The organism is Streptomyces sp. NBC_00443 (genome assembly GCF_036014175.1).
Classification (GTDB): domain Bacteria; phylum Actinomycetota; class Actinomycetes; order Streptomycetales; family Streptomycetaceae; genus Streptomyces.
This window is the reverse complement of record NZ_CP107917.1, coordinates 1,567,860-1,592,647: the sequence shown is the minus strand read 5'-3', so window position 1 is coordinate 1,592,647 and position 24,788 is coordinate 1,567,860. Positions and strand designations below refer to the sequence as shown.

22 protein-coding genes, 2 pseudogenes and 1 riboswitch are annotated in these 24,788 nt (G+C 71.0%); of the genes and pseudogenes, 17 read left to right on the top strand and 7 right to left on the bottom strand.

The features are described from left to right. Positions 1–2: 2 nt before the first annotated feature. The 5 genes and pseudogenes from OHO27_RS07195 to OHO27_RS07175 form a co-directional block, all read right to left on the bottom strand. Entirely contained in the window at positions 3–1,505 is a 1,503-nt protein-coding gene (locus OHO27_RS07195) for an APC family permease (protein WP_328421397.1), read from the bottom strand. 103 nt (positions 1,506–1,608) lie between these two features. Then, on the bottom strand, positions 1,609–2,451 hold the full coding sequence (locus tag OHO27_RS07190) for an ATP-binding cassette domain-containing protein (protein WP_328421394.1): 843 nt from the start codon (positions 2,449–2,451) through the stop codon (positions 1,609–1,611). Then, a pseudogene (gene cbiQ, locus OHO27_RS07185) lies at positions 2,448–3,196 on the bottom strand (cobalt ECF transporter T component CbiQ). The gene OHO27_RS07190 and the pseudogene cbiQ overlap by 4 nt, the downstream one beginning before the upstream one ends. 6 nt (positions 3,197–3,202) lie before the next feature. Next, complete coding sequence (locus OHO27_RS07180; protein ID WP_328421392.1) at positions 3,203–3,583, bottom strand: energy-coupling factor ABC transporter substrate-binding protein; 381 nt, start codon at positions 3,581–3,583, stop codon at positions 3,203–3,205. Beyond that, complete coding sequence (locus tag OHO27_RS07175) at positions 3,580–4,287, bottom strand: energy-coupling factor ABC transporter permease (protein ID WP_328421390.1); 708 nt, start codon at positions 4,285–4,287, stop codon at positions 3,580–3,582. The genes OHO27_RS07180 and OHO27_RS07175 overlap by 4 nt, the downstream gene beginning before the upstream one ends. A gap of 30 nt (positions 4,288–4,317) precedes the next feature. After that, a riboswitch (cobalamin riboswitch) is annotated at positions 4,318–4,503 on the bottom strand. Between the two features lie 188 nt (positions 4,504–4,691). Between OHO27_RS07175 and OHO27_RS07170 the strand changes: the two genes are divergently transcribed. The 14 genes from OHO27_RS07170 (at position 4,692) to OHO27_RS07105 (ending at position 22,235) form a co-directional block, all read left to right on the top strand. Beyond that, positions 4,692–7,202 carry a Pls/PosA family non-ribosomal peptide synthetase gene (locus OHO27_RS07170; protein WP_328421388.1) on the top strand — a complete coding sequence of 837 codons (2,511 nt, stop codon included), beginning with the start codon at positions 4,692–4,694 and terminating at the stop codon, positions 7,200–7,202. Then, positions 7,199–9,790, top strand: a complete 2,592-nt coding sequence (locus OHO27_RS07165; protein ID WP_328421386.1) for a non-ribosomal peptide synthetase — start codon at positions 7,199–7,201, stop codon at positions 9,788–9,790. The genes OHO27_RS07170 and OHO27_RS07165 overlap by 4 nt, the downstream gene beginning before the upstream one ends. A 23-nt stretch (positions 9,791–9,813) precedes the next feature. Beyond that, positions 9,814–10,818, top strand: a complete 1,005-nt coding sequence (locus OHO27_RS07160) for a TauD/TfdA family dioxygenase (RefSeq protein WP_328421384.1) — start codon at positions 9,814–9,816, stop codon at positions 10,816–10,818. After that, complete coding sequence (gene sbnB / locus OHO27_RS07155; RefSeq protein ID WP_328421382.1) at positions 10,815–11,885, top strand: 2,3-diaminopropionate biosynthesis protein SbnB; 1,071 nt, start codon at positions 10,815–10,817, stop codon at positions 11,883–11,885. The genes OHO27_RS07160 and sbnB overlap by 4 nt, the downstream gene beginning before the upstream one ends. Positions 11,886–11,928: 43 nt before the next feature. Beyond that, a complete protein-coding gene (gene sbnA, locus OHO27_RS07150; protein WP_328421380.1) occupies positions 11,929–12,966 on the top strand; it encodes a 2,3-diaminopropionate biosynthesis protein SbnA in 1,038 nt (345 codons plus the stop codon). 122 nt (positions 12,967–13,088) lie between these two features. Next, entirely contained in the window at positions 13,089–13,610 is a 522-nt protein-coding gene (locus OHO27_RS07145; RefSeq protein WP_443059519.1) for a sigma-70 family RNA polymerase sigma factor, read from the top strand. Then, positions 13,610–14,359: an anti-sigma factor gene (locus OHO27_RS07140; RefSeq protein WP_328421378.1), complete on the top strand. Its 750-nt coding sequence runs from the start codon at positions 13,610–13,612 to the stop codon at positions 14,357–14,359. Before OHO27_RS07145 ends, OHO27_RS07140 begins: the two co-directional genes overlap by 1 nt. Positions 14,360–14,424: 65 nt before the next feature. Beyond that, positions 14,425–15,258: a M55 family metallopeptidase gene (locus tag OHO27_RS07135; protein WP_328421376.1), complete on the top strand. Its 834-nt coding sequence runs from the start codon at positions 14,425–14,427 to the stop codon at positions 15,256–15,258. Continuing rightward, the gene (locus OHO27_RS07130) at positions 15,251–16,555 is read left to right on the top strand and encodes a M20/M25/M40 family metallo-hydrolase (protein ID WP_328421374.1); all 1,305 of its coding nucleotides are present in this window, start codon (positions 15,251–15,253) and stop codon (positions 16,553–16,555) included. The genes OHO27_RS07135 and OHO27_RS07130 overlap by 8 nt, the downstream gene beginning before the upstream one ends. An 18-nt stretch (positions 16,556–16,573) precedes the next feature. Then, positions 16,574–18,526, top strand: coding sequence for a dipeptidyl-peptidase 5 (locus tag OHO27_RS07125; RefSeq protein ID WP_328421372.1), 1,953 nt, complete (start codon positions 16,574–16,576; stop codon positions 18,524–18,526). After that, entirely contained in the window at positions 18,523–19,446 is a 924-nt protein-coding gene (locus tag OHO27_RS07120; RefSeq protein WP_328421370.1) for a S66 peptidase family protein, read from the top strand. The genes OHO27_RS07125 and OHO27_RS07120 overlap by 4 nt, the downstream gene beginning before the upstream one ends. 142 nt (positions 19,447–19,588) lie before the next feature. Then, complete coding sequence (locus tag OHO27_RS07115; RefSeq protein WP_328421368.1) at positions 19,589–21,355, top strand: CocE/NonD family hydrolase; 1,767 nt, start codon at positions 19,589–19,591, stop codon at positions 21,353–21,355. A gap of 57 nt (positions 21,356–21,412) precedes the next feature. Continuing rightward, positions 21,413–21,667 carry a LapA family protein gene (locus OHO27_RS07110; protein ID WP_328421366.1) on the top strand — a complete coding sequence of 85 codons (255 nt, stop codon included), beginning with the start codon at positions 21,413–21,415 and terminating at the stop codon, positions 21,665–21,667. Between the two features lie 19 nt (positions 21,668–21,686). Further along, on the top strand, positions 21,687–22,235 hold the full coding sequence (locus OHO27_RS07105) for a GNAT family N-acetyltransferase (protein WP_328421364.1): 549 nt from the start codon (positions 21,687–21,689) through the stop codon (positions 22,233–22,235). On the opposite strand, the gene OHO27_RS07100 is transcribed toward OHO27_RS07105, so the two are convergent. Next, complete coding sequence (locus OHO27_RS07100; RefSeq protein WP_328421362.1) at positions 22,213–22,560, bottom strand: DUF6204 family protein; 348 nt, start codon at positions 22,558–22,560, stop codon at positions 22,213–22,215. The genes OHO27_RS07105 and OHO27_RS07100 overlap by 23 nt on opposite strands. A gap of 69 nt (positions 22,561–22,629) precedes the next feature. Between OHO27_RS07100 and OHO27_RS07095 the strand changes: the two genes are divergently transcribed. Then, the gene (locus tag OHO27_RS07095; RefSeq protein WP_328421360.1) at positions 22,630–23,526 is read left to right on the top strand and encodes an arginase family protein; all 897 of its coding nucleotides are present in this window, start codon (positions 22,630–22,632) and stop codon (positions 23,524–23,526) included. Here the strand turns inward: OHO27_RS07095 and OHO27_RS07090 are convergent. Continuing rightward, a complete protein-coding gene (locus tag OHO27_RS07090) occupies positions 23,517–23,864 on the bottom strand; it encodes a VOC family protein (RefSeq protein WP_328421358.1) in 348 nt (115 codons plus the stop codon). The genes OHO27_RS07095 and OHO27_RS07090 overlap by 10 nt on opposite strands. 112 nt (positions 23,865–23,976) lie before the next feature. Between OHO27_RS07090 and OHO27_RS07085 the strand changes: the two genes are divergently transcribed. After that, complete coding sequence (locus OHO27_RS07085; RefSeq protein WP_328421356.1) at positions 23,977–24,495, top strand: phage holin family protein; 519 nt, start codon at positions 23,977–23,979, stop codon at positions 24,493–24,495. Positions 24,496–24,551: 56 nt separating this feature from the next. Continuing rightward, positions 24,552–24,752: pseudogene (locus OHO27_RS07080) on the top strand (SDR family NAD(P)-dependent oxidoreductase); the annotation flags it as partial. Positions 24,753–24,788: the final 36 nt, after the last annotated feature.

Here is a 24,788-nt window from a genome sequence, read left to right as displayed (position 1 = left end):
CTTCACTGCTCCTTGTCGCCGTGCACGAGTTCGGGGTCGGCCACCTCGGGGCGTTCCGCCCAGAAAGTGGGGGCCATCAGGCGCCACACGATCATGAGGAGCACGCCCGCGAGAGTGATGCCGATGCCGATGACCAACGGCGGGCCGAGCCCGAACCACGAGACGCCGCTGTAGGAGTTCTCGGGGTCGGCCATGTCGCCGATCGACTCGACGAGCAGCCAGACCAGCAGTCCGGCGCCGATCAGCGGGCCGAGGCCGATGAGCAGGAAGTTGTGCAGGCTCTCGGTGAGATGGCGGCGGTAGTAGACGGCGCAGGCGATGCCCGTGAGCGCGTAGTAGAACGCGATCAGCAGGGACAGCGCGGTGAGCGAGTCGAAGAGGGCGTTCTCGCTGATCTGGCGGACGATCAGATACCAGGCGATGGCGATGCCGGCCACCCACCACGTGCTCACGTCGGGAGTGCGGAAGCGCGGGCTGATGTGCCCGTAGTGGGACGGCAGCGCGTGCCGGCGGGCCATGGACAGCGCCGTGCGCGAGGCCGGGATGATCGTCGTCTGCGTCGAGGCCAGCCCGGAGGTGGAGACCGCCAGCAGCACCACCCAGTCCCAGCCGCCCATGGCCTCGGTGGCGAGGATGGCGAAGATGAACTCCTCCTCCGCGGCGTTCTCGGACAGGAACGCCGGCCCGGCGTAGGCGACGACCGCGTAGGCGACCGCCACGTACGTCACCAGCAGGATGACCGTCGACCACACGGCCGCCTCGCCCGGAGCGGTGGCGGAGTTCTCGACCTCCTCGGTGAGATTGACCGCCGACTCCCAGCCCCAGTAGATGAACACGCCCAGCAGCAGGCCCGACGTCAGCCCGGCGCCGCCCGCCCCGAAGGGGTCCAGCCAGCTGAACGCCGGGTCGACGGAGTCGAGGGTGCCGGTGTCGGCGTAGACCCTGTAGAGCGCCACCACGGCGAACGCGATCAGGCAGGCGACCTGCGCGAGGATGAGGACGTTCTGCACCCGCGCCGACACCTCGGTGCCGATGACGCACACGGCCGTCATCACGATGATGAGCAGCACCGTGAGCAGCTGGCGCACGAACTCGTTCTCGGCCCAGCTGTCGAGACCGAAGGCCAGCAGGGCGAACGTCACCGCGACGTCCGCGAGTGAGCCGATCACCAGGACACCGGTCATCGTGATGGCCCAGCCGCCGAGCCAGCCGGCCCACGGGCCCATCGCCCGGGTGACCCACGAGAAGGTCGTGCCGCAGTCCTGGTCGACCTTGTTGAGGTAGTAGAACGCCGAGGCGATCAGCAGCATCGGGACGAACGACGCGAGCATGACGCCGGGGGCGTAGACACCCACCAGCGCCACGACCGGGCCGATGGCCGCGGCCAGAGAGTACGCGGGCGAGGTGGCGTTGAGCCCGATGACGAGGGCGTCGACGAATCCGATCGCATTGGGCTTCAAGCTCGCGGACTGCGGCGGGCCCGCGTCCGCGACGTCGTTGGCCATGTTCCCTCACTCCCGTTGTACGTGAATCCATACAACAGGGAGCTGCGAAATATTCAGGACATTGATGCCCTTGGCGGGCATATATGTCGTGCCGGGGCGGCCGCTACTCCGGTGCCGGGACGAGCGCCGCCAGGTCGTCCGGGGTGCGCGGGCCCGCCGACGCGTCACCCAACAACCCCTGTGCCCGTAGGAGTTGGGCCGCAGCGACACCCCATGGGAGCCGCAGGCCGGCCTGCTGGAGTAGGTCGGTGCGGGCCAGCATCACCGGTGCCGGCCCGGTGCGTGCCCCGGACGGGGTGAGGAGCGCCGCGTCGTCGGCCCAGCGCAGGGCGAGGTCGACGTCATGGGTGGCCATGACCACCGTGGTGCCGCTCGCGCGCAGCCCGTCGAGGGTGGCGAGCAGGCGTTCCTGGCCGTCCGGATCGAGCCCGGCGGTCGGCTCGTCCAGGATCAGCACACGGGGCCGCATCGCCACCGCGCCGGCGATGGCCGTGCGCTTGCGCTGCCCGTACGACAGCAGATGCGTGGGCCGGTCGGCCAGCGCGCTGATGTCCAGTGCGGCGAGCGCCTCGTCGACCCGCACGCGCACCTCGGGGTCGGGCAGGCCGAGGTTCAGCGGGCCGAAGGAGACGTCCTGGGCGACGGACGCGGCGAAGAGTTGGTCGTCCGGGTCCTGCACCACCAGCTGGACGGTCGTCCGCAGCCGGGTCAGCCCCTTGCGGTCGTACGTGACCGGTGTGCCCTGCACCGTCAACCGGCCGTCGTGCGGCCTGAGTCCGCCGCTGAGCAGCCGCATCAGTGTGGTCTTGCCGCTGCCGTTGCGGCCCAGCAGCGCCAGCGCGCGCCCCTCGCGCACATCGAAGTCGAGGCCGCTGAGCACGACGGGGCCGTCCTCGTAGGCGTAGGACGCGCCCCGCAGGGCGACCAGGGCGGTGGGCTCGCTCATGGCAGGGCCTTCTCCAGTACGAGGGTGAGGGCGGCCAGCGCTGCGAGGAGGGCGCAACTCGCGGCCGTGAAGCGGACGGACACGCGGGCCTCGGGCACCAGGACGCGCAGGGTGCCGTCGTAGCCGCGCCCGGCGAGCCCGGCCTGGAGCCGGGTGGCCCGGTCGAAGGCCCGTACGAAGGCGGTGGCGCCGAGCCCGGCCAGGGAACGCCACTCCGCGGCCCGGCTCGTGTGCCCCAGCCGGGCGGCCTGGGCTTCCCGGATACGGCGCACGGAGTCCAGGAGCAGGAAGCTCATGCGGTACGTCACCAGGGCGACGTCCACGACGGGTGCGGGCACCCCGCCTTCACCAGGCGGGGCAGCAGGTCGGACATGGGGGTGGTGAAGGCGAACAGCAGCACCCCGAGCGAGGCCGCCGAGGTGCGCAGCAGCAGTTCCCCGGCCCGCAGCGGGCCGTCGTCCGCGAGGGACACGAAGCCCTCCGGCCCGCCCACCTGGACGAGCAGGGTGACCGCGCCGGTCACGCAGAAGCCCAGCGGCACGCGATAGGCACGCCACAGCCGCCGGGCCGGCACGCCCGCCGGTCCCAGCAGCACCACGAGGGACGTCAGGAGCACCAGGGCCGCGCCCGGCCACGGCGGCAGCGAGATCGCGAGCACGGTGAGACCGAGCCCGAGGACGGCCTTGTCCACCGGGTGGCGGCGGCGCCAGCGACTGCTGTGCGCCGCCGCGTCGATCGGCAGCACGAGTGATCAGGCCCTTTCGGCCGTGGACTCCTCGGCGGTCACGGTGCCGCCGGCCGCGCTCTCGGTGTCCCGTGCCTGATCAAGCGCCCGCTGCTCGCCCTGCCGCCTGCCCCGGTGCACGCCGAAGTAGTAGGCGAGGACACCGGCGCCGAGGGCGGCCTGGAGGGCGAACAGTGCCGACTCGATCTCACCGGACGGCGGCTCGTACAGCGGCGAGAACCAGGGCTCGTAGTCCGGCTTGATCTCGGTGATCGCGGTCTCCGCCTCGGCGTCGGCGCCCGCGAAGGGCTCCTCCTTGTGGTCGCCGAGGCCCAGGGCCAGCGGCAGGACCGCGAGCGCGGCCACGACGATCAGCAGCAGGACGTTGATCTTCGTGTTCCTGCTCATCGGGCCACCGCCTCGGTCTCGGTCTCGGTCCGGGACTGCCTCTTGGTGAGGAGCACGCCCAGCCGGGTCAGCTCGCCCTTGCTGGACTGCACCAGCAGCCGCATCACGAGCACCGTGAACAGTCCCTCGCTCACCGCGAGGGGGATCTGGGTGACGGCGAAGATGGAGCCGAACTTGCCGAGCGCGCCCAGGAACCCGCTGCTCGGGTCGGGGAACGCGAGCGCCAGCTGGACGCTGGTGACGCAGTAGGTGGACAGGTCGGCGACGAACGCGCCGAAGAACACCGCCACCATCAGCGGCACGTCGTAGCGGCGCAGCAGTTTGTAGATCGCGTATCCGGCCCAGGGGCCGACGATCGCCATCGAGAAGACGTTGGCACCCAGCGTGGTCAGGCCGCCGTGCGCGAGCAGCAGCGCCTGGAAGAGCAGCGTGATGGTGCCGAGCACGGCCATGATCGGTGGCCGGAAGAGAATGGCGCCCAGCCCGGTCCCGGTGGGATGTGAGCAGCTCCCGGTCACCGAGGGCAGCTTCAGCGCGGACAGGACGAACGTGAAGGCTCCGGAGGCGCCGAGGAGCAGCGTGCTCTCGGGGTGCTCCCTGACCTCACGGGTGAGTGAACGGACTCCGTGGACGACGAACGGAGCGGACGCGACGCCCCAGGCGACCGCGTGCACCGGCGGGAGGAAACCCTCGGCTATGTGCATGGCTCAGCAGACCCTCTCCAGCACCTCGTGGATGGTTGACGCGCCTTGGCCGGTCTCCTGGCTGACGGGTACCACCGCCCGTGCTCCGCCTTCCCGGGTCCCGAAGGACCCAGTGGCTGCCCGTGAGGGCCGGAGCCGGACTTCCCGATTCACAGTGGCGAGGGCCGCACCGGCATCACACCGGATTTCCCGTTCACCAAGGCGTGGTGACAGTAGTGCCCGCACAGGGTGGCTGACAAGCGCGCCTCGGGGGCGTGAAAGGGGCGTTCGCCCGCTCCATGGCCCGGGCGAGCGGCCCGACAACTCCGCAACCGTGTGTAAACCCTGGGTAACCGAATGCGGATCAATTACCAGAAGTTTGTGAATACAGTGATCTGTCCGTGTTCCGGTGCCGAATCAAGTGCATGGAGGAATCCACGGCCCTGCTGGACGGATGCGGTGAACCGGTCGGCATCGAGAGAACCCTCGCCGCGGTGCTGGCCGAGGTCGTGCGGAGCGAGCAGGTGCCGGTCGACGGTCACTTCTTCGACGACCTGGGCGCCGACTCGCTGGTGATGGCGCACTTCTGCGCACGCGTCAGGAAGCGCACGGATCTGCCGTCGGTGTCGATGAGGGACGTCTACCGGCACCCGACGATCAGGAGCCTGGCGACGGCGCTCGCGGATGCCGAGCCCATGCCCCGGTCCGAACCGGCGGCTGTGGTCACGGCACCGGAGTCCCCGGCCCCGGCCCCGTCCGCGGCGGGCACGCGGCAGTACGTCCTGTGCGGCGCCCTGCAGTTCCTGGCCTTCCTGGCGTACCTCTACCTCCTCGCCTTCGGCACCGCCCTGGGCTACGGGTGGATCTCCGCCGGATCGGGCGCACTCGATGTGTACCTGCGCTCGGTCCTGTTCGGAGGTGCGGCCTTCCTGGCCCTGTGCGTCCTCCCCGTCCTCGTGAAGTGGACCCTGGTAGGCCGGTGGAAGCCTCAGCGCATACCCGTCTGGAGCGTGGCGTACGTCCGCTTCTGGATCGTCAAGACGCTGGTGCGGGCGGATCCCATGGTGCTGTTCAGCGGCTCCCCGCTCTATCTGCTCTACCTCAGGGCACTGGGCGCGAAGGTCGGGCGGGGTGTCGTGGTCCTCTCCCGGAACGTGCCCGTGTGCACCGACCTGTTCACCATCGGTGACGGCACCGTCATCCGCAAGGACTCGTTCTTCTCCTGCTACCGGGCGCACGCCGGACAGATCCAGACGGGCCCCGTCACCATCGGCAGGAACGTGCTGGTCAGCGAGGCCACCGTCCTCGACATCGACACATCGCTCGGCGACGGGGCCCAGCTCGGCCACGCCTCCTCACTGCACCGCGGGCAGGCGGTGCCCGACGGCGAGCACTGGCACGGGTCCCCGGCACAGCGGACCGACGTGGACTACCAGGTGGTGGGCCAGGCCCGCTGTGGCGCGGTGCGCAGAGCGACCCACAGCGTTCTGCAACTGCTGCTCGCGCTGGTCGTGTACGTACCCCTGGCGGTCGGCGGCGTGGCCGCGCTGCTCGTCGAGGTCCCGCAGCTCAGCACGGCTCTGGAGCCGGGACCCGCGGTCTTCGCCGACGGGTCGTTCTACCTCGAAGCCCTGGCGATGTCCTTCGTGCTCGTCTTCGGCGCCGTACCCGCCGGTCTCCTCGTCCTGACCGCCCTTCCGCGCCTGCTCAGCCTGACCATCACGCCGGGCAGGACCTACCGTCTGTACGGCTTCCACTTCGAGGCGCACCGGACGATCACGCTCCTGACCAACTGGCGGTTCCTGAAGCGTCTGTTCGGTGACAGCTCCGCCATCGTCCACTACCTGCGGGGCCTCGGATACGACCTCTCCCGCGTCGAGCAGACCGGGTCGAACTTCGGCACGGAGATGAAGCACGAGACGCCGTACCTGAGCTTCGTCGGGCGCGGCACGATGGTCGCCGACGGCCTGTCGATCATGAACGCCGACTTCTCCAGTACCGCGTTCCGGGTGTCCCGGGTGTCGATCGGGCCGCGCAACTTCCTCGGGAACCGGATCGCGTATCCCACGCAGGGCAGGACCGGCGACAACTGCCTGCTCGCGACGAAGGTGATGGTGCCGGTCGACGGAGAGGTCCGCGAAGGCGTCGGCCTGCTGGGCTCGCCGAGCTTCGAGATTCCCCGTTCGGTCCTGCGGGACAGCACCTTCGACCGGCTCAAGGGCCATGAGGAGCTGCGGCACGGCCTTGCCGCCAAGAACAGGCACAACGTCGCCACCATGGCCTGGTACCTGCTGTCGCGTTGGATCTTTGCCTTCGTTCTCATCCTTCTCGTCACGGCAGCCGCGGAGTTGTACGGGCCGCTCGGCGTGTCCGGGATCATGCTTGCCGACGCCCTGGTCGTGCTGTTCACCATCGCGTACTTCGTGCTGGTCGAACGCGTCGTCACAGCGGTCCGTCCCCTGAAACCCCTGTTCTGCTCGATCTACACGCCGGACTTCTGGCAGCACGAGCGCTACTGGAAGGTGCCGTCGGAGACGTACCTGAGGATGCTCAACGGCACCCCGTTCAAGAACGTCGCCTGGCGGTTGCTGGGGGTACGGCTCGGCCGCATGGTCTTCGACGACGGCTGCCATCTGACGGAACGGGCCATGGCTGCCATCGGGGACGGCTGCACGCTCAACCTGGGAAGCGTGATCCAGTGCCACTCGCAGGAGGACGGCGCCTTCAAGTCCGACCGGAGCACGATCGGCTCCGGATGCACCCTCGGGGTCGGCGCCTTCGTCCACTACGGCGTGACGGTGGGCGACGGTGCCGTGCTCGCCCCGGACTCCTTCCTGATGAAGGGGGAGGCGGTCCCGCAGGAGGACCGGTGGGGCGGGAATCCGGCACGGCCGATCCGCTCGTACGGCGAGGACGAGGTGAGGTCGGCGCCATGACATCCACGGCATCGACGACAACGACTGCGGAGGCCGGCCGGGCGTACTGGCGGGGTGTGCTCGCCGCCGGCGGAGTCACCACCGTCCCTCGGTGGACCCTCGCCCCGGTGACCGGTGCCGCCGAGCACGAGGCGCCGCTTCCCCAGGATCTGACGGACGCGCTGAGCCGTCTGACGGACGATCTGGCGGTACCTCTGCGCACGGTGCTGCTCGCCGCGCACGCCAAGGTTCTCGCCGCTCTGTCCGGCGAACACGAGGTCACGACCGGTTACGTCGCCCTGCCGACCGCGCCGCCGCTGCCCTGCCGGCTGACCGTCGAACCCGGCTCGTGGCGGACGCTGGTGCACCGCACCCACCGGACCGAGTCGGAACTGCTGCTGCACAAGGACTTCCCCGTCGACGGACTTCGGCGTGCGGCGGGCCTGCCCGGACCGGTCGGCGAGGCCGAGTTCGATCCGATCGGCGACGGCGGCGAACTCGCCGGGAACGCCGTGCTGCGGCTGGACACACCGCGACCGGGCGAGCCGCCCACGCTGCGGCTGCGGTACCGGACCGACGCGCTCGACGCGGACTGCGCCGCGAGGATCGTCGGCTACCACCTCACCGCGCTCACGCTGATCGCGGCCGATCCGGACGCCGCGCACGACCGGCAGAGTCTGCTCTCCGCCGAGGAGCGTCGCTTCCAGCTCGAAGGACTCGCCGGACCACGCCGCGAGCTGCCCGACCACCGCTTCCACGAGCTGTTCGAACAACGCGTCAGGGCGCACCCGGACGCCATAGCGGCCGTACACGGCGACCGGCAATGGACCTACCGGGAACTCAACGCGCGGGCCAACCGGCTGGCGCGGGCCCTGCTGGCCCGGGGACTGCGCCGCGAAGGCGTCGTCGCGGTGGTGACCGAGCGGAACCTGGACTGGGCGGCCGCCGTCCTGGCGGTCCTCAAGGCCGGCGGGGTGTACCTGCCCGTCGAGCCGCACTTCCCGGCCGACCGCATCACGACCATGCTCACGCGGGCCGGGTGCCGGCTCGTGCTGACCGAGCCGGGCAGCACCGCAATGCTGGACGGGGCCCTCGACGCGCTGCCCGCGGTCCGGGTGCTGTCCGTCGACGCTGCCTACGCGGAGGGCCACGCGGACTCCGACCTCGGTGTCGGCGTCGCACCGGACCAACTCGCCTACATCTATTTCACGTCCGGCTCCACCGGCGAGCCCAAGGGAGCCATGTGCGAGCACGCGGGCATGCTCAACCACCTCTACGCCAAGATCGACGACCTGGGGATCGGCGAGGGGCAGGTGGTCGCCCAGACCGCGCCCCAGTGCTTCGACATCTCGCTGTGGCAACTGGCTTCCGCGCTGCTGGTCGGCGGACGGACCCTGCTCGTCGCACAGGACGCGATCCTGGACGTGCCACGGTTCGTCGACACGATCGCCCGCGGCGGGGTCGGCGTCCTCCAGGTCGTGCCGTCGTACCTCGACGCGGTCGTGGCCTACCTGGAGCGGCACCCGCGCGCGCTGCCGGACCTGCGATGCGTGTCGGTCACCGGCGAGGCGCTGAAGTGGGAGCTCGTACAGCGCTGGTTCGCGGCCGAGCCCGGGATCAGGCTGGTCAACGCGTACGGGCTGACCGAGACGTCGGACGACACCAACCACGAGGTGCTGGACCGGGCGCCGGACAACGGACGGATCTCGCTCGGCTCGCCCATCAGCAACGTGCACGTCCACGTCGTGGACGAGCACCTTTCACCGGTGCCGCTCGGCGCCCCCGGCGCGATCGTCTTCTCCGGGGTCTGCGTCGGCCGCGGCTACGTCAACGACCCCGAGCGCACCCGGCAGGCCTTCCTGCCGGATCCGCACCACGCGGGCCGGCGGCTCTACCGGGGCGGCGACTACGGCCGCTGGGTGCCCGGGGGCAAGCTGGAGTTCCTCGGCCGCCAGGACACCCAGATCAAGATCCGCGGCTTCCGGATCGAGATCGGCGAGGTCGAGAGCGCCATGCTGCGGGCACCCGGGGTCCGCGACGGTGCGGTGGTGGCCGTCGAGCCGGCCGGCCGGGGCGGGCGCCTGGTGGCCTTCTACTCCGGTGACGGTCCGCTGGCGGACGCCGCCCTGAGGGACCGGCTGGGCCGGTCGCTGCCCGAGTACATGGTCCCCTCGGAGTTCCACTGGCGGGCGAGCCTGCCCGTGACCGCCAACGGCAAGGTCGACAGGAAAGCGCTCACCGCGCTCGCCGCGCAGGTCAGCGCCGTGATGCCGAACGCCGGATCCGCCGGATCCGAGCTCGGCACGGCCGAGGAGGGCCGCGACACCCCCCGCACGCCGACCGAACGGCGGCTGGCCGCCCTGTGGGCTCAGGTGCTCGGCATACCGGAGCACACGATCCGCCGGCACGACCACTTCTTCGACCGCGGCGGCACCTCCCTCGCGGCGGTGCGGCTCGCGATCGCCCTCGACCGTGCGGTGGACATCAAGGACCTCACGCGCCACCCGGTCCTGGCCGACCTGGCCCGCGTCGTTCACGGCAGATCCCGCGCCGACGCGCAGGCGGCCCCCGCGGCCGGCGTCGGCCCCGTACCACCCGCTTCCTCCTGAGCCACGACCGAAAGGAGACCGAGATGCCGACCTCGCCCCCTGTGCCGATGCTCGACGTCGAACTTCAGCCCGGCAAACCCCCGATCCTGCGTGCCGGCTCCACCGGTGACGCGGCGAGTTGGGCCGCCGAGCACCGGGACGCGGTGCGCGCCGTCGTCGCCGAGCACGGTTCGGTCCTGGTCCGTGGCCTCGGACTGGGCGACCAGGCCGGGACCGCCGCCGTCTTCCGGCGGCTGGCATCCGCTCTGATGACCGAGAAGGAGGCATTCGCATCCCGGCGGACCTACGCCGACGGCGTGTACTCCTCGTCGAAGTGGCCACCGCACCAGCCGATGTGCATGCACCACGAACTCAGTTACACCCTGGAGTTCCCCGGCCTGATGCTGTTCGCCTGCCTCAGCGCCCCCGACGCCGGCGGGGCGACCGCGCTGGCCGACGCACCCACCGTGCTGGGCGCGCTGCCCACCGATCTCGTCGAGCGGTTCCTCAGGGAGGGCTGGCTGCTCACCCGCAACTACAACGAGGAGATCGGGGCGTCCCTGACCGATGCCTTCGGCAGTGAGGACCGCGGTGCGGTCGAGAGCTACTGCCGCGCGGCGGCGATCGAGTTCGAGTGGCAACCCGACGGCGGACTGCGGACCTGGCAGCGCCGCAGCGCCGTGGTGCGGCACCCGGTCACCGGCCGGCGCTGCTGGTTCAACCAGATCGCCTTCCTCAACGAGTGGACCCTGGCCCCGGAGATACGCGAGTACCTGGTCGACATCTACGGCGCCGACGGGCTGCCGTTCAACACCCGCTACGGGGACGGCGCACCGATCGGCGAGGACACCGTGCAGCTGCTGAACGACGTCTATCAGTCCCACACCGTGCGCGAGCCGTGGCAGGCCGGCGACCTGATGCTCGTCGACAACGTCCGCACAGCCCACAGCAGGGAGCCGTACGAGGGGCCGCGCGAGGTGCTCGTCGCGATGGCGGACGCGGTGCGCCTGGCCGACTGCTCGCCCACCGTGGAGGTGATCACCCGATGACCACCACCCGTTCCGGCACCTGGGAGTCCGCACCATCCGGGCCGGTTGCCGTGCCGCCGTTCGCGATCGTGCCGGGCGGCCAGGTCCAGCAAGCGCTGCAAGGGCGCGAGAAGCAGATCGTGGAGGTGGTCGAGGAAACCTACCGGCTGCACGACGCCGGTGATTCGGTGAACCCGCCGTCCCACTTCCTGCGCTTCCCCGACCGCCCGTCGTCCCGGATCATCGCCCTGCCCGCCTCGATCGGCGGAGAGGCAGGGGTGGACGGCCTCAAGTGGATCTCCAGCTTTCCGCAGAACGTCGCGGCCGGCATCCCGAGGGCCTCGGCGGTGCTCGTCCTCAACGACCGCCACACGGGCTACCCCTTCGCCTGCATGGAAGCCTCGATCATCAGCGCCACGAGGACAGCCGCGTCGGCGGCACTGGCAGCGGAACGACTCAGCCGTGGCCGAGAGCGCCCGACCCGCGTCGGTTTCATCGGGACGGGCCTGATCGCCCGCTACATCCACACCTTCCTGGCCGGTACCGGCTGGTCGTTCGACACCATCGGCGTGCACGACGTGTCCGCCGACAGCGCCGCCGGATTCCGCTGCTACCTGGAGCAGTCCGGCGCCGCCGGCTGGATCGTCCTGCACGACAGCGCCGAGCAGCTGATACGCCGGAGCGACCTGGTCGTGTTCGCCACCGTCGCCGCCCGGCCGCACATCCAGGAGCCGTCGTGGTTCGCACACCGTCCGCTCGTGCTGCATGTGTCGCTGCGCGACCTGGCCCCGGAGGTCGTGCTCGCGTCGGACAACATCGTCGACGACGTCGAGCACTGCCTGAGGGCGGACACCTCCGTTCACCTGGCCGAACAGCTCACCGGCAACCGCGACTTCGTGACGGGGACGCTGGCGGACGTGATGGCCGCACGCGTGTCGCCGTCGGCGGACCGGACGGTGGTGTTCTCGCCCTTCGGCCTCGGAGTGCTCGACCTGGCAGTCGGCAAGTACGTCTACGACGAGGTGGCGGGCTCCGGCGAGCTGCACGTCGTCGACGGGTTCTTCCATGAGCTGAGCCGGTACGGATGACCCCCGTCCGGGCCCGGTTGCCCTTCAATCCGCGGAGGCCATCGTGTCAGTCATATCCGCCCCCTACACCTTCAACGAGGAGGATCTCTACGTCGACCTCCAGCCGATACTGGGGCACAGGCTTTTCCTGAAGTGCGAAGGCTTCAACTTCGCCGGATCGATCAAGCTGAAGCCCGCCACCGAGATGGTGGAGGCTGCCGAACGGGCGGGGGGCCTGACCTCGCGGTCGGTCCTGCTGGAGTCCTCGTCGGGCAACATGGGCGTTGCACTCAGCATGATCGCCGCCAGCAAGGGCTACCGGTTCCTGTGCGTGACGGACTCCCGCTGCAACCTGTCGACCAGGCTGGTGATGGAGGCACTGGGCGCCCAGGTGCACGTGGTCACGGAGCCGAGCGCCGGCGGCGGCTTCCTCCAGGCGCGGCTCGACTACGTGCGCGCACTGTCCGCCCTCGACGACCGGTACGTATGGCTCAGCCAGTACACCAACCCGGGCAACTGGCGAGCGCACTACCGCAGGACCGCACCGGCCATCGCCCGCTCGTTCCCGGGACTGGACGTCCTGTTCGTCGGGGCCGGCACCACCGGAACACTGATGGGCTGCGCCCGCTTCTTCCGGCAGTGGCACCGGCCGGTCCGCATCGTCGCGGTGGACAGCGCCGGCTCGGTGACCTTCGGCGGGACCCCGGGCCGCCGCATGCTTCCCGGCCTGGGCATGAGCGTGAGCCCGCCCCTGCTCGACGAGTCCTACGTCGACGAGGCGGTGCACGTCGAGGAGGCGGACACCATCCGCGCCTGCCACCGCCTGGCCCGCCGCGGATTCCTCTTCGGTGGCTCCACCGGCACCGTCGTCAGCGGTGCGACGCGCTGGCTGGCCGCGCACGACCCGGCCGGTCTGACCGCGGTGGCGATCGCCCCGGACCTGGGCGAGCGCTACCTGGAGACCGTCTACCAGACCAACTGGGTCCAGGCCCTCTACGGCGACGACGTGCTCCGTCCCGGTGGCCAGGTCGCCGCCGGTTCGCGGGTCGCCCGCCCCGCGCCACTGCGGGATGCGGACGACGGCCGGGACTCGGACACTTAAAGAGAGGGTGGGTGAACAAAACATGCTGGATCGGGGCATATACACAGGTGGGAGCGGGTGTGGCCAAGCGGGAGGCGTCAGGGGCCCGGGGCATCGGTGCATCCGAGACCGATCGCCTGTTGGTGTCCGTCGCTGCCGGCAGCCAGGACGCCTTCTCCCGGTTGTACGACGCGACCGCCGGACCGATCTACGGAATCGCGTGCCGGGTCCTTCAGGACCCCGCGCGCGCCGAGGAGGTCACCCAGGAGGTCATGCTGGAGGTCTGGCAGAGCGCTCCCCGCTACCGGCCCGAGAGCGGGCACGCCATGACCTGGATGCTGACAATCGCTCACCACCGAGCCGTGGACAGCGTCCGCACGCTGCAAAGGTCCGCCGAGCGCGAGCGCGCCGTCTCCCAGCACGAGTCGACGCCGGCCTTCGACGACGTCGTGGACGCGGTGGAGGCGCTCGGGGAATGCGAACAGGTCCGCTCGTGCCTGAAGGAGCTCAAGCCCGAGCTGCTGCAGCCGGTGGTGCTCGCTTACTACGAGGGCCTGACCCATACCGAGATCGCTTCGAGGCTGTCCCTGCCGCTCGGCACCGTCAAGAGCCGTCTGCGCAGGGCTCTGACCCGTCTGCGGCACTGCCTGGGAGCTCCGCCGTGATGACAGCCGACTCGCACGATGCACACGACCTCGCGGGTGCCTATGCGGTGAACGCCCTCACCCAGGAGGAACGGGAGGCCTTCGGCCGCCATCTCGCCGACTGCCCCGACTGCGCCCAGGAGACGCTCCGTCAGCAGGAGGCCGCAGGCTGGCTGGCGCTCTTGGCAGCCCGCACCCCGCCGCCGCGGCTGAAGGAACGCGTCCTCGCCGAGGTGGCCCGGACCCCCCAGCTCCCGTCGGCGCCCGGCGGGACGAACGGGCGCCGCATCCGACGATCCACGCCGCCTCTGATGCATCTCGCGCTGGCCGCCAGTCTGGCCGCGGCCGCCGCGCTCGGCGGTCTGGCGGCATGGCAGCACCAGGAGGCACGGGACACCCGCCAGGAGGCCCGCAGCCAGGCCGCCGACCTCGGCCGGCTCCTCGCGGCTCCCGACACCACCTTCATCAGGAAGGACCTGGCCTACGGCGGATCCGGCACCGTGGCGGTTTCACGGGAGCTGAACGAGGCCGTGTACTTCTGCCAGGACCTGGCTCCGCTGCCCGAGGACAAGACCTACCAGATGTGGTACGTCGACCCCGGGGACGCAGTCCGCTCCGCCGGGCTCCTCGCCGCCAAAGCCGGCCTGCAGTCCGCGTCGCTTCCCCCGCCCGGTGCCGCCGCCGCGCTCGCCGTCACCGTCGAGCCGAGCGCAGGCTCCTCCCGCCCCACCAGCGATCCGATCGCCACCTGGCCCTTGCCCACTTCCTGATCGTGTGGGCCGGCGTCCTGCTGTCTCGTAGGAAGTTGCCTCGCCGACGCGTAACGTGAAGCAGCATGAGAATCCTCATCAGCGCCGACATGGAGGGCGCCACCGGCGTGACCTGGCCGGCCGACGTGCTGCCGGGGACGCCTCAGTGGGAGCGGTGCCGGGGGATGTTCACCTCGGACGTCAACGCCGCCGTGCTGGGATTCTTCGACGGGGGTGCCGACGCCGTCGTCATCAACGAGGCCCACTGGACCATGCGCAACCTGCTGCTCGAACGGCTCGACGAGCGCGCGGAGATGCTCACCGGGCGGCACAAGACGCTGTCCATGGTCGAGGGCGTGCAGCACGGCGACGTGGACGGCATCGCCTTCGTCGGTTACCACGCGGGCGCCGGCATGGAGGGCGTCCTCGCGCACACCTACCTCGCGAACTCCATCACCGGGGTGTGGCTGAACGACGTACGGGCGAGCGAGGGGCTGCTGAACGCGCATGTCGTCGCCGAGTACGGCGTGCCCGTCGTGCTCGTCACCGGCGACGACGTGGCCTGCGAGGACGCCCTCGGGTACGCGCCTGGAGCACTGAAGGTCGCCGTCAAGGACCACGTCTCCCGGTACGCGGCCGTGTGCCGTACGCCTACCAGGACCGCCGGCGACATCCGTGCCGCGGCCAAGGAGGCGGCCGGACTGGCGGTCCGTCAGGAGCCGGTGAGCAATGGCCCGTTCACCATCGGGGTCGAGTTCGACGCCGAGCACCTCGCGATGGCCGCCACCGTCGTCCCCGGTGTCGAACGGATCGGTGAGCGCAGGGTGGCGTACACCAGCGAACGCATGTACGAGGGAATCCGTACCTTCAAGGCGGTCACCACGGTCGTCTCGGCCGCGGTGGAGGAGCAGTATGGCTGACGGGCAGGCACTGGACGAGGTCGTGACGTTCACCTCCGACCTCATCCGCATCGACACGACCAACCGCGGCGGCGGCGACTGCCAGGAGCGCCCCGCCGCCGAGTACGCCGCCGCGCAGCTGGCCGAGGCGGGCCTGGCACCCACCCTGCTGGAGCGCACCAGGGGCCGTACGAACGTCGTCGCCCGCTTCGAGGGCACCGACCCGTCGGCGGACGCGCTGCTCGTCCACGGCCATCTGGACGTGGTGCCCGCGCAGGCCGACGAGTGGAGCGTGCACCCGTTCTCCGGGGAGATCCGCGACGGGGTCGTGTGGGGCCGGGGCGCGGTCGACATGAAGAACATGGACGCGATGATCCTGGCCGTGGTCCGGGGCTGGGCCCGCGAGGGGGTGCGCCCCCGGCGGGACATCGTGATCGCGTTCACCGCCGACGAGGAGGCGAGCGCCGAGGACGGCTCCGGATTTCTCGCGGACCGGCATGCGGAGCTGTTCGAGGGCTGCACCGAGGGCATCGGCGAGTCCGGCGCGTTCACCTTCCACGACGGCAGCGGCCGGCAGATCTACCCGATCGCGGCCGGGGAGCGCGGCACCGGCTGGATCAAGCTGACGGCACGCGGGCGTGCCGCGCACGGCTCCCGGCCCAACCGGGAGAACGCGGTGAGCCGCCTCGCCGCCGCCGTCACCCGGATCGGCGCCCACGAGTGGCCGCTGCGGCTGACCCCGACCGTGCGCGCCGCCCTCACCGAACTCGCCGCGCTGTACGGCCTCGACGCCGACCTGGACGACGTGGACGGCCTGCTGGAGAAGCTCGGCCCGGCGGCCAAGCTCGTGGAGGCGACCGTCCGCAACAGCGCCAACCCGACCATGCTGGAGGCCGGGTACAAGATCAACGTGATCCCGGGGGAGGCCGTGGCTTACGTCGACGGGCGCTACCTGCCCGGCTTCGAGGACGAGTTCCGCGCGACCATCGACGAGCTCACCGGGCCCGACGTCGAGTGGGAGTTCCACCATCAGGAGGTCGCCCTCCAGTCACCCGTGGACTCGCCGACGTACGCCGCAATGCGCGCCGCCGTCGAGGAGTTCGCCCCCGAGGGCCACACGCTCCCGTACTGCATGCCCGGCGGCACCGACGCCAAGCAGTTCTCACGGCTCGGCATCACCGGCTACGGCTTCTCACCGCTGAGGCTGCCGGACGGGTACGACTACGGGGCCATGTTCCACGGCGTCGACGAGCGTGTACCGGTCGAGGCGCTCCACTTCGGCGTCCGTGTTCTCGACCGCTTCCTGCGAACGGCCTAGGCGAGAAAAGGGGCAACAGTGCAGACACTGGCGTACGGTTCCTGGCCCTCGCCGATCGACGCGGCGCTCGCCGCCACCCACGACGGGCACCCCGAGTACGTGGGCTTCGTCGGTGACGAGGCGTGGTGGACCGAGCCGCGGCCCACCGAGGGCGGGCGGCGCACACTGGTGCGGCGCCGTGCCGACGGTACGGAGGAGTCCGTGCTGTCCGCACCGTGGAACGTGCGCAGCCGGGTCGTCGAGTACGGCGGACAGCCCTGGGCCGGAGAGGAGGTCGACGGCCGGCCGCTCGTCGTCTTCGTGAACTTCGCCGACCAGCGGCTCTACCGGTACGAGGAGGGCGCCGAGCCGCGTCCGATCACCCCCGTGTCCCCGGTGGGCGGTGGACTGCGCTGGGCGGAGCCGCAGCTGCGACTCGACATCGGTGAAGTGTGGTGCGTGCTGGAGGAGTTCACCGGCGAGGGGCCCACCGACGTGCGGCGCGTCCTGGCCGCCGTCCCGCTGGACGGCTCGGCGGCCGACAGCCGGGAGGCCGTACGCGAACTCACCGACGACCGGCACCGGTTCGTCACCGGAGCGCGGATCTCGCCCGACGGGCGGCGCGCGGCGTGGCTCGCCTGGGACCATCCGCGGATGCCGTGGGACGGCACCGAGCTGCTGGTCGCCGACATCGGCGCCGACGGCACGCTCGCCGCCGCGCGGACCGTCGCCGGTGGCCCGGACGAGGCGATCGCCCAGGTCGACTGGTCGGCGGACGGCCGGCTGCTGTACGCGAGTGACCGCAGCGGCTGGTGGAACCTCTACCGCGACGGTGAACCGCTCTGCTCGCGCGAGGAGGAGTTCGGCGGACCGCTGTGGAAGCCGGGCCTGCGCTGGTTCGCCCCGCTGGCGAGCGGTCCCGTCGCCGTCGTGCACGGGCGCGGCTCGACCGCCCTCGGTGTACTGGACCCCGAGACCGGCGAGGTCGTCGACGCGGCCGGACCCTGGACCGAGTTCGCGTCCACCCTCGCGGTGTACGGCGAGCGGGTCGTCGCCGTCGGAGCCAGCCCCCGCAGCGCCTACGAGGTGGTCGAGCTCGACACCTGCACGGGCCGGGCCCGGGTCATCGGTGCCGAGCACGACGACGCCGTCGACCCCGCCTACTACCCCGAGCCGCAGATCCGCACCTTCACCGGCCCCGCCGGAGAGGAGATCCACGCGCACATCTACCCGCCGCACAACCCCGGCTGTGTGGCCCCCGGCGACACACCGCCGCCGTACGTCCTCTGGGCGCACGGCGGCCCCACCGGCCGTGCGCCCCTCGTCCTCGACCTGGCGATCGCCTACTTCACGTCGCGCGGCATCGGGGTCGCCGAGGTCAACTACGGCGGCTCGACCGGATACGGCAGGGCGTACCGCAACCGGCTGCGCGAGCAGTGGGGCGTGGTCGACGTCGAGGACTGCGCGGCCGTCGCGCTCGCCCTCGCCGACGAGGGCACGGCCGACCGTGACCGGCTCGCCATCCGCGGCGGCAGCGCCGGCGGCTGGACCACGGCCGCCTCCCTCACCACCACCGACATCTACGCCTGCGGCACGATCCTCTACCCCATCCTCGACCTGGCGAGCTGGGGCGACGGGGAGACCCACGACCTGGAGTCGCAGTACCTGGAATCCCTGATCGGGCCGCTCGCCGAGGTGCCGGGACGGTACGCGGAACGCTCGCCCGCGGCGCACGCCGACCGTCTCACCGTGCCCTTCCTGCTGCTGCAGGGCCTCGACGACGTGATCTGCCCGCCGACCCAGTGCGAGCGGTTCCTCGCCCGCATGGAGGGACGCCGGGTGCCGCACGCCTACATCGCCTTCGAGGGGGAGGGCCACGGATTCCGGCGGGCGGAGACGATGATCCGCGTCCTGGAGTCCGAACTCTCCCTGTACGCCCAGGTGTTCGGGCTCAACCCGCCCGGTGTCCCCAGACTGGAACTCGCCAAGTGAACCCGCTCGTCCGCCCCTCCAGGCTCGCCCCCGGCGCCCGCGTGGCCGTCGTCGCACCCAGCGGACCCGTGCCCGGGGAACGGCTGCGGGCCGGCCTCGACGTGCTGCGCGGCTGGGGTCTCGACCCGGTGCTGGCACCCCATGTGCTCGACCGGCACCAGGAGTTGGCGTATCTGGCCGGCACGGACGCCGACCGGGCCGCCGATCTGCAGGCCGCCTGGTGCGATCCGGCCGTCGACGCGGTGCTGTGTGCCCGCGGCGGCTACGGGGCGCAGCGCCTGATCGACCTCCTCGACTGGGAGGCGATGCGGGCAGCCGCACCCAAGGTGTTCGTCGGCTTCAGCGACGTCACCGCGCTGCACGAGGCGTTCGCCAACCGGCTGGGCCTTGTCACCCTGCACGGTCCGATGGCCGCGGGCGTCGACTTCATCAAGAACGCGCGGGCCCAGGACCACCTGAGGGCCACGCTGTTCGAGCCGGAATCCGTGCGTACGATCGCCTCCACCGGCTCCGCACTGATCCCCGGCCGGGCGCGGGGAGTCACCCTCGGCGGCTGTCTCTGCCTGCTCGCCGCCGAGATAGGGACCCCGTATGCCCGGACCTCCGCACGCGGCGGTCTGCTGTGCCTGGAGGACGTGGGCGAGGAGAGCTACCGGCTGGACCGCTACCTCACGCAACTGCTGCGCGCCGGCCTGTTCGAGGGCGTGCGCGGCGTCCTGCTCGGGTCGTGGCAGGAGTGCGAGCCCTACGAGCGGGTGCGTGCGCTGCTCGTGGACCGGCTGGGTGGCCTCGGTGTGCCCGTTGTGGAGGAGTTCGGGTTCGGGCACGGTGAAGCGGCGCTGACGATCCCCCTCGGCGTGAGCGCCGAACTCGATGCCGGTGCGGGCACGTTGACTCTCGACGAGCCCGCTCTGCGCTGAGCGCAGTTCACTGAATCTCCGTCAAGAAACCCCCGTCACGGCGATTGACCTCGCTTGACACGTGTCACACCATGACAACTGGCCAGTACTTACTGGTCGGTAAGCCGGGCTGTCCTCAGCGTGCCTCAGTGTGGAGGTCTCCGTGTCCCGTCGCGTGCCCAGATCACTCGCCCTCGTCCTCGGCACCACGCTCACCGCACCCCTCGCGCTCACCGCTCCGGCCGCCGCGAGCGGCCAGTTCACCGTCATCGCCCTGAAGTTCACCGTCCAGGCGGGCGGCCGCACCTGCACCGTCGACGCCGATCTGTACCGGCCCGCGGGCGTGGACCGTGCCCACCCCGCGCCCGCCGTCCTCGCCACCAACGGCTTCGGCGGCAGCAAGTCCGACGGCTCGACCGACGCCATAGGAAAGGCCTTCGCCCAGCGCGGGTACGTCTCCCTCATCTACTCCGGCCTCGGCTTCGGCAGGTCCGGCTGTCTGATCTCGCTCGACGACCCCACCATCGACGGCGCCGCCGCCTCGCGGTTGATCGACTTCCTGGGCGGCAGGCGCGCCGCCGACGACGGCACGAAGGCGGACTTCGTCACCCTCGACGCCCCCGGCGACCCGCGCGTCGGCATGGCCGGCGGTTCCTACGGCGGGGCCGTCCAGCTGGCCACGGCGGCCGTCGACCAGCGCCTCGACGCGCTGGCGCCGATGATCACCTGGAACGACCTCGCGTACTCCCTCGATCCGAACAACGCCGTCGGCAGCGGCAGCGTGCCCGGCGTCTTCAAATGGCAGTGGGCCAACGGCTTCTACGTCATGGGCGAAGGGCAGCCGCTGCTGGAAGCCAACCTCGACCCCTCCCGCATCAACTCCCTGGCCTGTCTGCACTTCGTCACCAAGGCCTGCGACACGATCCGCACCCTCAACTCCGGCCGCTACCCGGCCGAGCAGACCGCCGGGCTGCTCGCCTACGCGCGCAGCGTCTCCCCGGTCTCGTACCTGAACCGCGTCAAGGCACCCACCCTCCTCGTCCAGGGCCAGGCCGACAGCCTCTTCAACCTCAACGAGGCGACGGCGACGTACAACACCCTCAAGGGCCAGGGGACACCGACGAAGATGATCTGGCAGTCGTGGGGCCACAGCGGCGGCCTCACCGACCCGGCCGCCGGTGAACTCAACCTCGGCCAGGGCAACCTGGAGACCAGCTACGTCGGCCGGCGCATCCTCGCCTGGTTCGACCGCTACCTGGGGAAGAAGAACGTCGACACCGGGCCGGCCTTCGCCTACTACCGCGACTGGATCACCGACCCCGACAACACCTACGCCACCGCCGACCGCGTCCCCGCACTCAGCCGCACGCTCTACCTGTCCGGCGACGGCAAACTCGTCGACAACCGCAGCAAGGTGGCACGGGGCAGCCGTACCTACACCAACTGGCTGACCCCCACCAGCCACTCGGAGAGCTCACTCGCCGCCCTCCTCGGCATCCCGGACCCGACGCCGTTCGACACTCCGGGCACCTACCTCGGCTGGACCAGCGAGCCGCTCGCGCGCACCACCGACGTCGTGGGCGCGCCCCGGGCCACGCTCAAGGTCGTCTCCCCGAAGGCCGAGCGGACACAGGCCTCGGCGGACGCCGCCGACAAGCTCGTGCTGTTCGCGAAGCTGTACGACGTGGCGCCCGACGGCACCCGGACGCTGGTGCACCGGCTGGTGGCACCGGTGCGGGTGCCCGACGTGACGAAGAGCTTCACGGTGACCCTGCCGGGGATCGTCCACCGGTACGAGAAGGGGCACCGGCTGCGGTTCGTGATTGCGGCGAGTGACGGTGCGTACTTCGGGAACCGGGGGATCAAGCCGGTGACCGTGGTCAGTGCGCCCCAGGACACGGGGGTTCTCCAGCTGCCGGTGCTCGGCTGAGCGCAGGCGGTGGCCGCTCACCGTGCGTGATCGCGGATCCGGGAGCATCCTGGACGTATGACCGCGAAGACGTCGGAGAGCGGCAGGAAGGCCGACGGGCACCGAGGTGGCGTGCGCGGGGCGATGACTCCGGCGCGGGTCGCCGTGCTGGTGCTCGTCGTCCTCGCCCTGATCTTCATCTTCGAGAACACCGGTGAGACCGAGATCCGGCTGCTGATCCCCCTGGTGACGATGCCGCTGTGGGTGGCGCTGCTCGCCGTGGGCATCATCGGCGCGCTGTTCGGGGCGTACTTCATGCGACGGCGCCGCTAGCGGGTCGTACGCTGGCGGAATGCCGCACCCCCCGTCCCGTTACCTCGCCGAAGGCCCGCGCGTGGGCATACGCCACTTCTCCTACGAGGATGGTGGCGAGTTCACCGCGCGCGCCCGGCAGAGCAAGGAACTGCATCAGCCGTGGCTCTTCCCGCCGGACAGCGGCGCCGCTTACGCCTCCTACGCCGGGCGGCTGATCGAGGACCCGACCAAAGCGGGGTTCCTGGTCTGCGCGAAGGACGACAGCGGGGGCATCGCGGGATTCATCAACATCAACAACATCGTCGAGGGCGCCTTCCAGAGCGGCGCCCTCGGCTACGGCGCCTTCGCGCATGCGGCCGGGCGCGGTCTCATGCGGGAGGGCCTCGACCTCGTGGTCGGCCACGCCTTCGGCCCGATGCGCCTGCACCGGCTGGAGATCAACGTCCAGCCCGCCAACACCGCCTCCATAGCCCTCGCCCGCGCCTGCGGCTTCCGCCTGGAGGGTTTCTCGCCGGGCATGCTCTTCATCGACGGGGCCTGGCGGGACCATCAGCGGTGGGCGATCACCGCCGAGATGCGGGCTTGAAGTTGATCTTCATCGTGTCTAGGTCCGTGACGGTCGACCTCAGATCGCGGAAGCCGTAGCCCAGCTCCCGCAGCGCCCTCTCGGCCCGGTCCTCCGCGATCGCACCGGCCATCTCCTCGCCGTCCGCCGCGTCGGAGACCACCACGTACCGCATCGAGAAGTGCTTGAGCGGCGACGGCTCGTAGGAGAGCGACCCCTCCTCACTGAACCGCATGCTGGTCAGACCGTGCTCCGCGGCCTCGGCGAGCAGCCGCGCGCGGGCCGTGTCGGTGAGGGCGTCCCAAGTGCCCCGGACGATCACCCGGTACGTGTGTTGCTCGCTCATGGTCCGGCTACCTGCTCCCGTGCTGATGTGGCATTGAGGGTCGACTCTACGTCGGCGAGGATGAACCGCATGCGGAATATCGTCGTGCTCGACGCCCCCTCCAACCTGGGCCTGCGCCCGCCCGCCCCCGGCACCGTGCCCGGCTGTTACAAGCTCGCCGGGGCGTTGCGTGAGCAGCGGATCGTGCAGCGGTTGCGCGCGCTGGAGGGAGGGGTGGTCGTGCCCCGCGGTACGACCGGGGGACTGGCAGGAGGGGACGGTGTGTTCAACGCCGCCGCCATCGCCGGGTACACCCGCAGGCTCGCCGACCGGATCGAGCACCATGTGCGCGCCGGGGACTTTCCGGTCGTCCTGGGCGGCGACTGTTCCATCAACCTGGGTGCCGCCCTCGCGCTGCGCCGGATCGGCCGCTTCGGGCTGGCCGTCGTGGATGCCTCGCCCGACTTCCGGCACCCGGGCAACTCCGAGCGTGTCGGCGCGGCGGGCGGCGAGGAGGTCGCGCTGGCCACCGGGCGCGGGCAGGGGGACCTGACGAACCTGGAGGGGCTCAGGCCCTATCTGCGGGACGAGGACGTGCGGTACTTCGGCATCCGTGACTGCTTCGAGGAGGAGCGCGCCGAGCTCGCCGACCTGAAGATTCCCGTGGTGACCGTCGGCGACCTGCGCGAATGGGGCGCACAGGCGCTCGGGTCCGTCATCCGCCAGGCCTTCGAGATCCCGCAGCTGGACGGCTTCTGGGTGCACCTGGACGCCGACGTCCTCGACCCGTCGGTCATGCCCGCCGTCGACAGCCCCGACCCCGAAGGCCTCACGCCCGACGAACTCGTCGCGCTGCTACGGCCGTTGCTCGCCTCCGCGTACTGCGTCGGCCTCAACGTCACCATCTACGACCCCGATCTGGACCCGGAGGGCACGGCCGGGGCGCTGCTCACCGACACCGTCGTGTCGGCGTTCGATCAGGACTGACGGTCCGCGTACTCGTAGATCGTCCCGTCCGGATGCAGCGCCAGCAGATTGCGCCCCACCGGCGTCGGCACCGGGCCCGCGATGATGTGCGCGCCCAGCTCGCTCAACACCTGGTGTGCCTCGTCGACGTCCTTGACGGCGATCGTCGCCGCGACCTTGCGCAGCACCTCCAGCTCGGCCTCCGGACCGCTCATCAGCAAGAAGCAGCCGATCGCGGCCACCTGGACGCCGCCGCGCTCGAAGCGGAGGGCGGTGGCGCCCGCGAGCCGTTCGTAGAAGGGGACCGCGGTCTCCAGGTCGTCGACGCAGACACGCAGCGTGGTTCCCAGGATGTCCATACGGACGAGCCTAGTTGGGGGCGGCAGGGGAGTGTGATCGTTTCACCCGATCCCCTCACGCAGCTCGCGACGGAGGACGTTATGCGTACGCCTGTACGGGTACCCGGCGTCCATGGACCGCTTGGATCACCTTGAGCACCTGGACAAGCAACTGGTCGACGAGCTGGCACAGGTGGCGCGTGAGACCGTCCGCGACGAACTGCGCGAGCAGACGCGCAGGCAGCGCCGCCGGGCCACGCTGTACGCCGCGTCCGGCGCCGTCGCCCTGTACGCGGGCGCGGCCCTCGCGCTCGCACTGGGACTGGGCCTCGCCGCCGGGCTGCCGGACTGGGCCGCCGCACTGATCACCGCGGTGATTCTCGGCGCGGCGGCGTATGCGCTGCGTGGCGCGGCACGTCCGTCCGCGTCCCGGCCGGCGTCGGACGAGGCGGAACTGACGGCAGCTCACGGCCACACCGCCGGCGGCACAGCGCCGGTCGGCACGCCGAGCGGGCTCGGCGGGACGTACCCGCCCATGCCGCCCGTCCCGCCCGGGTCCGCAGTGCCCGGCGCGGGGACACCGGACATGCCCGGCGCGCGCAAGCCGCACCCCGACGACATCGACCCCGGGCAGCCGCACCCCCGGGCGTGACGCCCGTGCGCATGCCGTGGGAGAAGGCCCTGCCGAAGCGCGGCAGGGCCTTCGTCGTGACCGACGCCTTCGGGCGCATCGACGTCTGAGTCGACAACGCCTTCGCCGGGATCCTGGCGCCGTTCACCGAGATCATCCCGGAGGAGTTCCGCCGGGTGACCGAAGTGACGTACCTGGGCCATGTGTTCGGCACCAGGGGCGCCCTGCACCCCATGCTGCCTCGCGACCGGGGCACGATCGTGCAGGTCGGGCCCGCGCCAGGCCGCCCTCACGGTTGGTGACGGTGTGCTGGC

Coding starts and splice junctions, on each gene's coding strand:
- OHO27_RS07195 (WP_328421397.1), bottom strand. CDS start 1,505: ATGGCCAACGACGTCGCGGACGCGGGCCCGCCGCAGTCCGCGAGCTTG.
- OHO27_RS07190 (WP_328421394.1), bottom strand. CDS start 2,451: ATGAGCGAGCCCACCGCCCTGGTCGCCCTGCGGGGCGCGTCCTACGCC.
- OHO27_RS07180 (WP_328421392.1), bottom strand. CDS start 3,583: ATGAGCAGGAACACGAAGATCAACGTCCTGCTGCTGATCGTCGTGGCC.
- OHO27_RS07175 (WP_328421390.1), bottom strand. CDS start 4,287: ATGCACATAGCCGAGGGTTTCCTCCCGCCGGTGCACGCGGTCGCCTGG.
- OHO27_RS07170 (WP_328421388.1), top strand. CDS start 4,692: ATGGAGGAATCCACGGCCCTGCTGGACGGATGCGGTGAACCGGTCGGC.
- OHO27_RS07165 (WP_328421386.1), top strand. CDS start 7,199: ATGACATCCACGGCATCGACGACAACGACTGCGGAGGCCGGCCGGGCG.
- OHO27_RS07160 (WP_328421384.1), top strand. CDS start 9,814: ATGCCGACCTCGCCCCCTGTGCCGATGCTCGACGTCGAACTTCAGCCC.
- sbnB (WP_328421382.1), top strand. CDS start 10,815: ATGACCACCACCCGTTCCGGCACCTGGGAGTCCGCACCATCCGGGCCG.
- OHO27_RS07140 (WP_328421378.1), top strand. CDS start 13,610: ATGACAGCCGACTCGCACGATGCACACGACCTCGCGGGTGCCTATGCG.
- OHO27_RS07135 (WP_328421376.1), top strand. CDS start 14,425: ATGAGAATCCTCATCAGCGCCGACATGGAGGGCGCCACCGGCGTGACC.
- OHO27_RS07130 (WP_328421374.1), top strand. CDS start 15,251: ATGGCTGACGGGCAGGCACTGGACGAGGTCGTGACGTTCACCTCCGAC.
- OHO27_RS07110 (WP_328421366.1), top strand. CDS start 21,413: ATGACCGCGAAGACGTCGGAGAGCGGCAGGAAGGCCGACGGGCACCGA.
- OHO27_RS07105 (WP_328421364.1), top strand. CDS start 21,687: ATGCCGCACCCCCCGTCCCGTTACCTCGCCGAAGGCCCGCGCGTGGGC.
- OHO27_RS07100 (WP_328421362.1), bottom strand. CDS start 22,560: ATGAGCGAGCAACACACGTACCGGGTGATCGTCCGGGGCACTTGGGAC.
- OHO27_RS07095 (WP_328421360.1), top strand. CDS start 22,630: ATGCGGAATATCGTCGTGCTCGACGCCCCCTCCAACCTGGGCCTGCGC.
- OHO27_RS07090 (WP_328421358.1), bottom strand. CDS start 23,864: ATGGACATCCTGGGAACCACGCTGCGTGTCTGCGTCGACGACCTGGAG.
- OHO27_RS07085 (WP_328421356.1), top strand. CDS start 23,977: ATGGACCGCTTGGATCACCTTGAGCACCTGGACAAGCAACTGGTCGAC.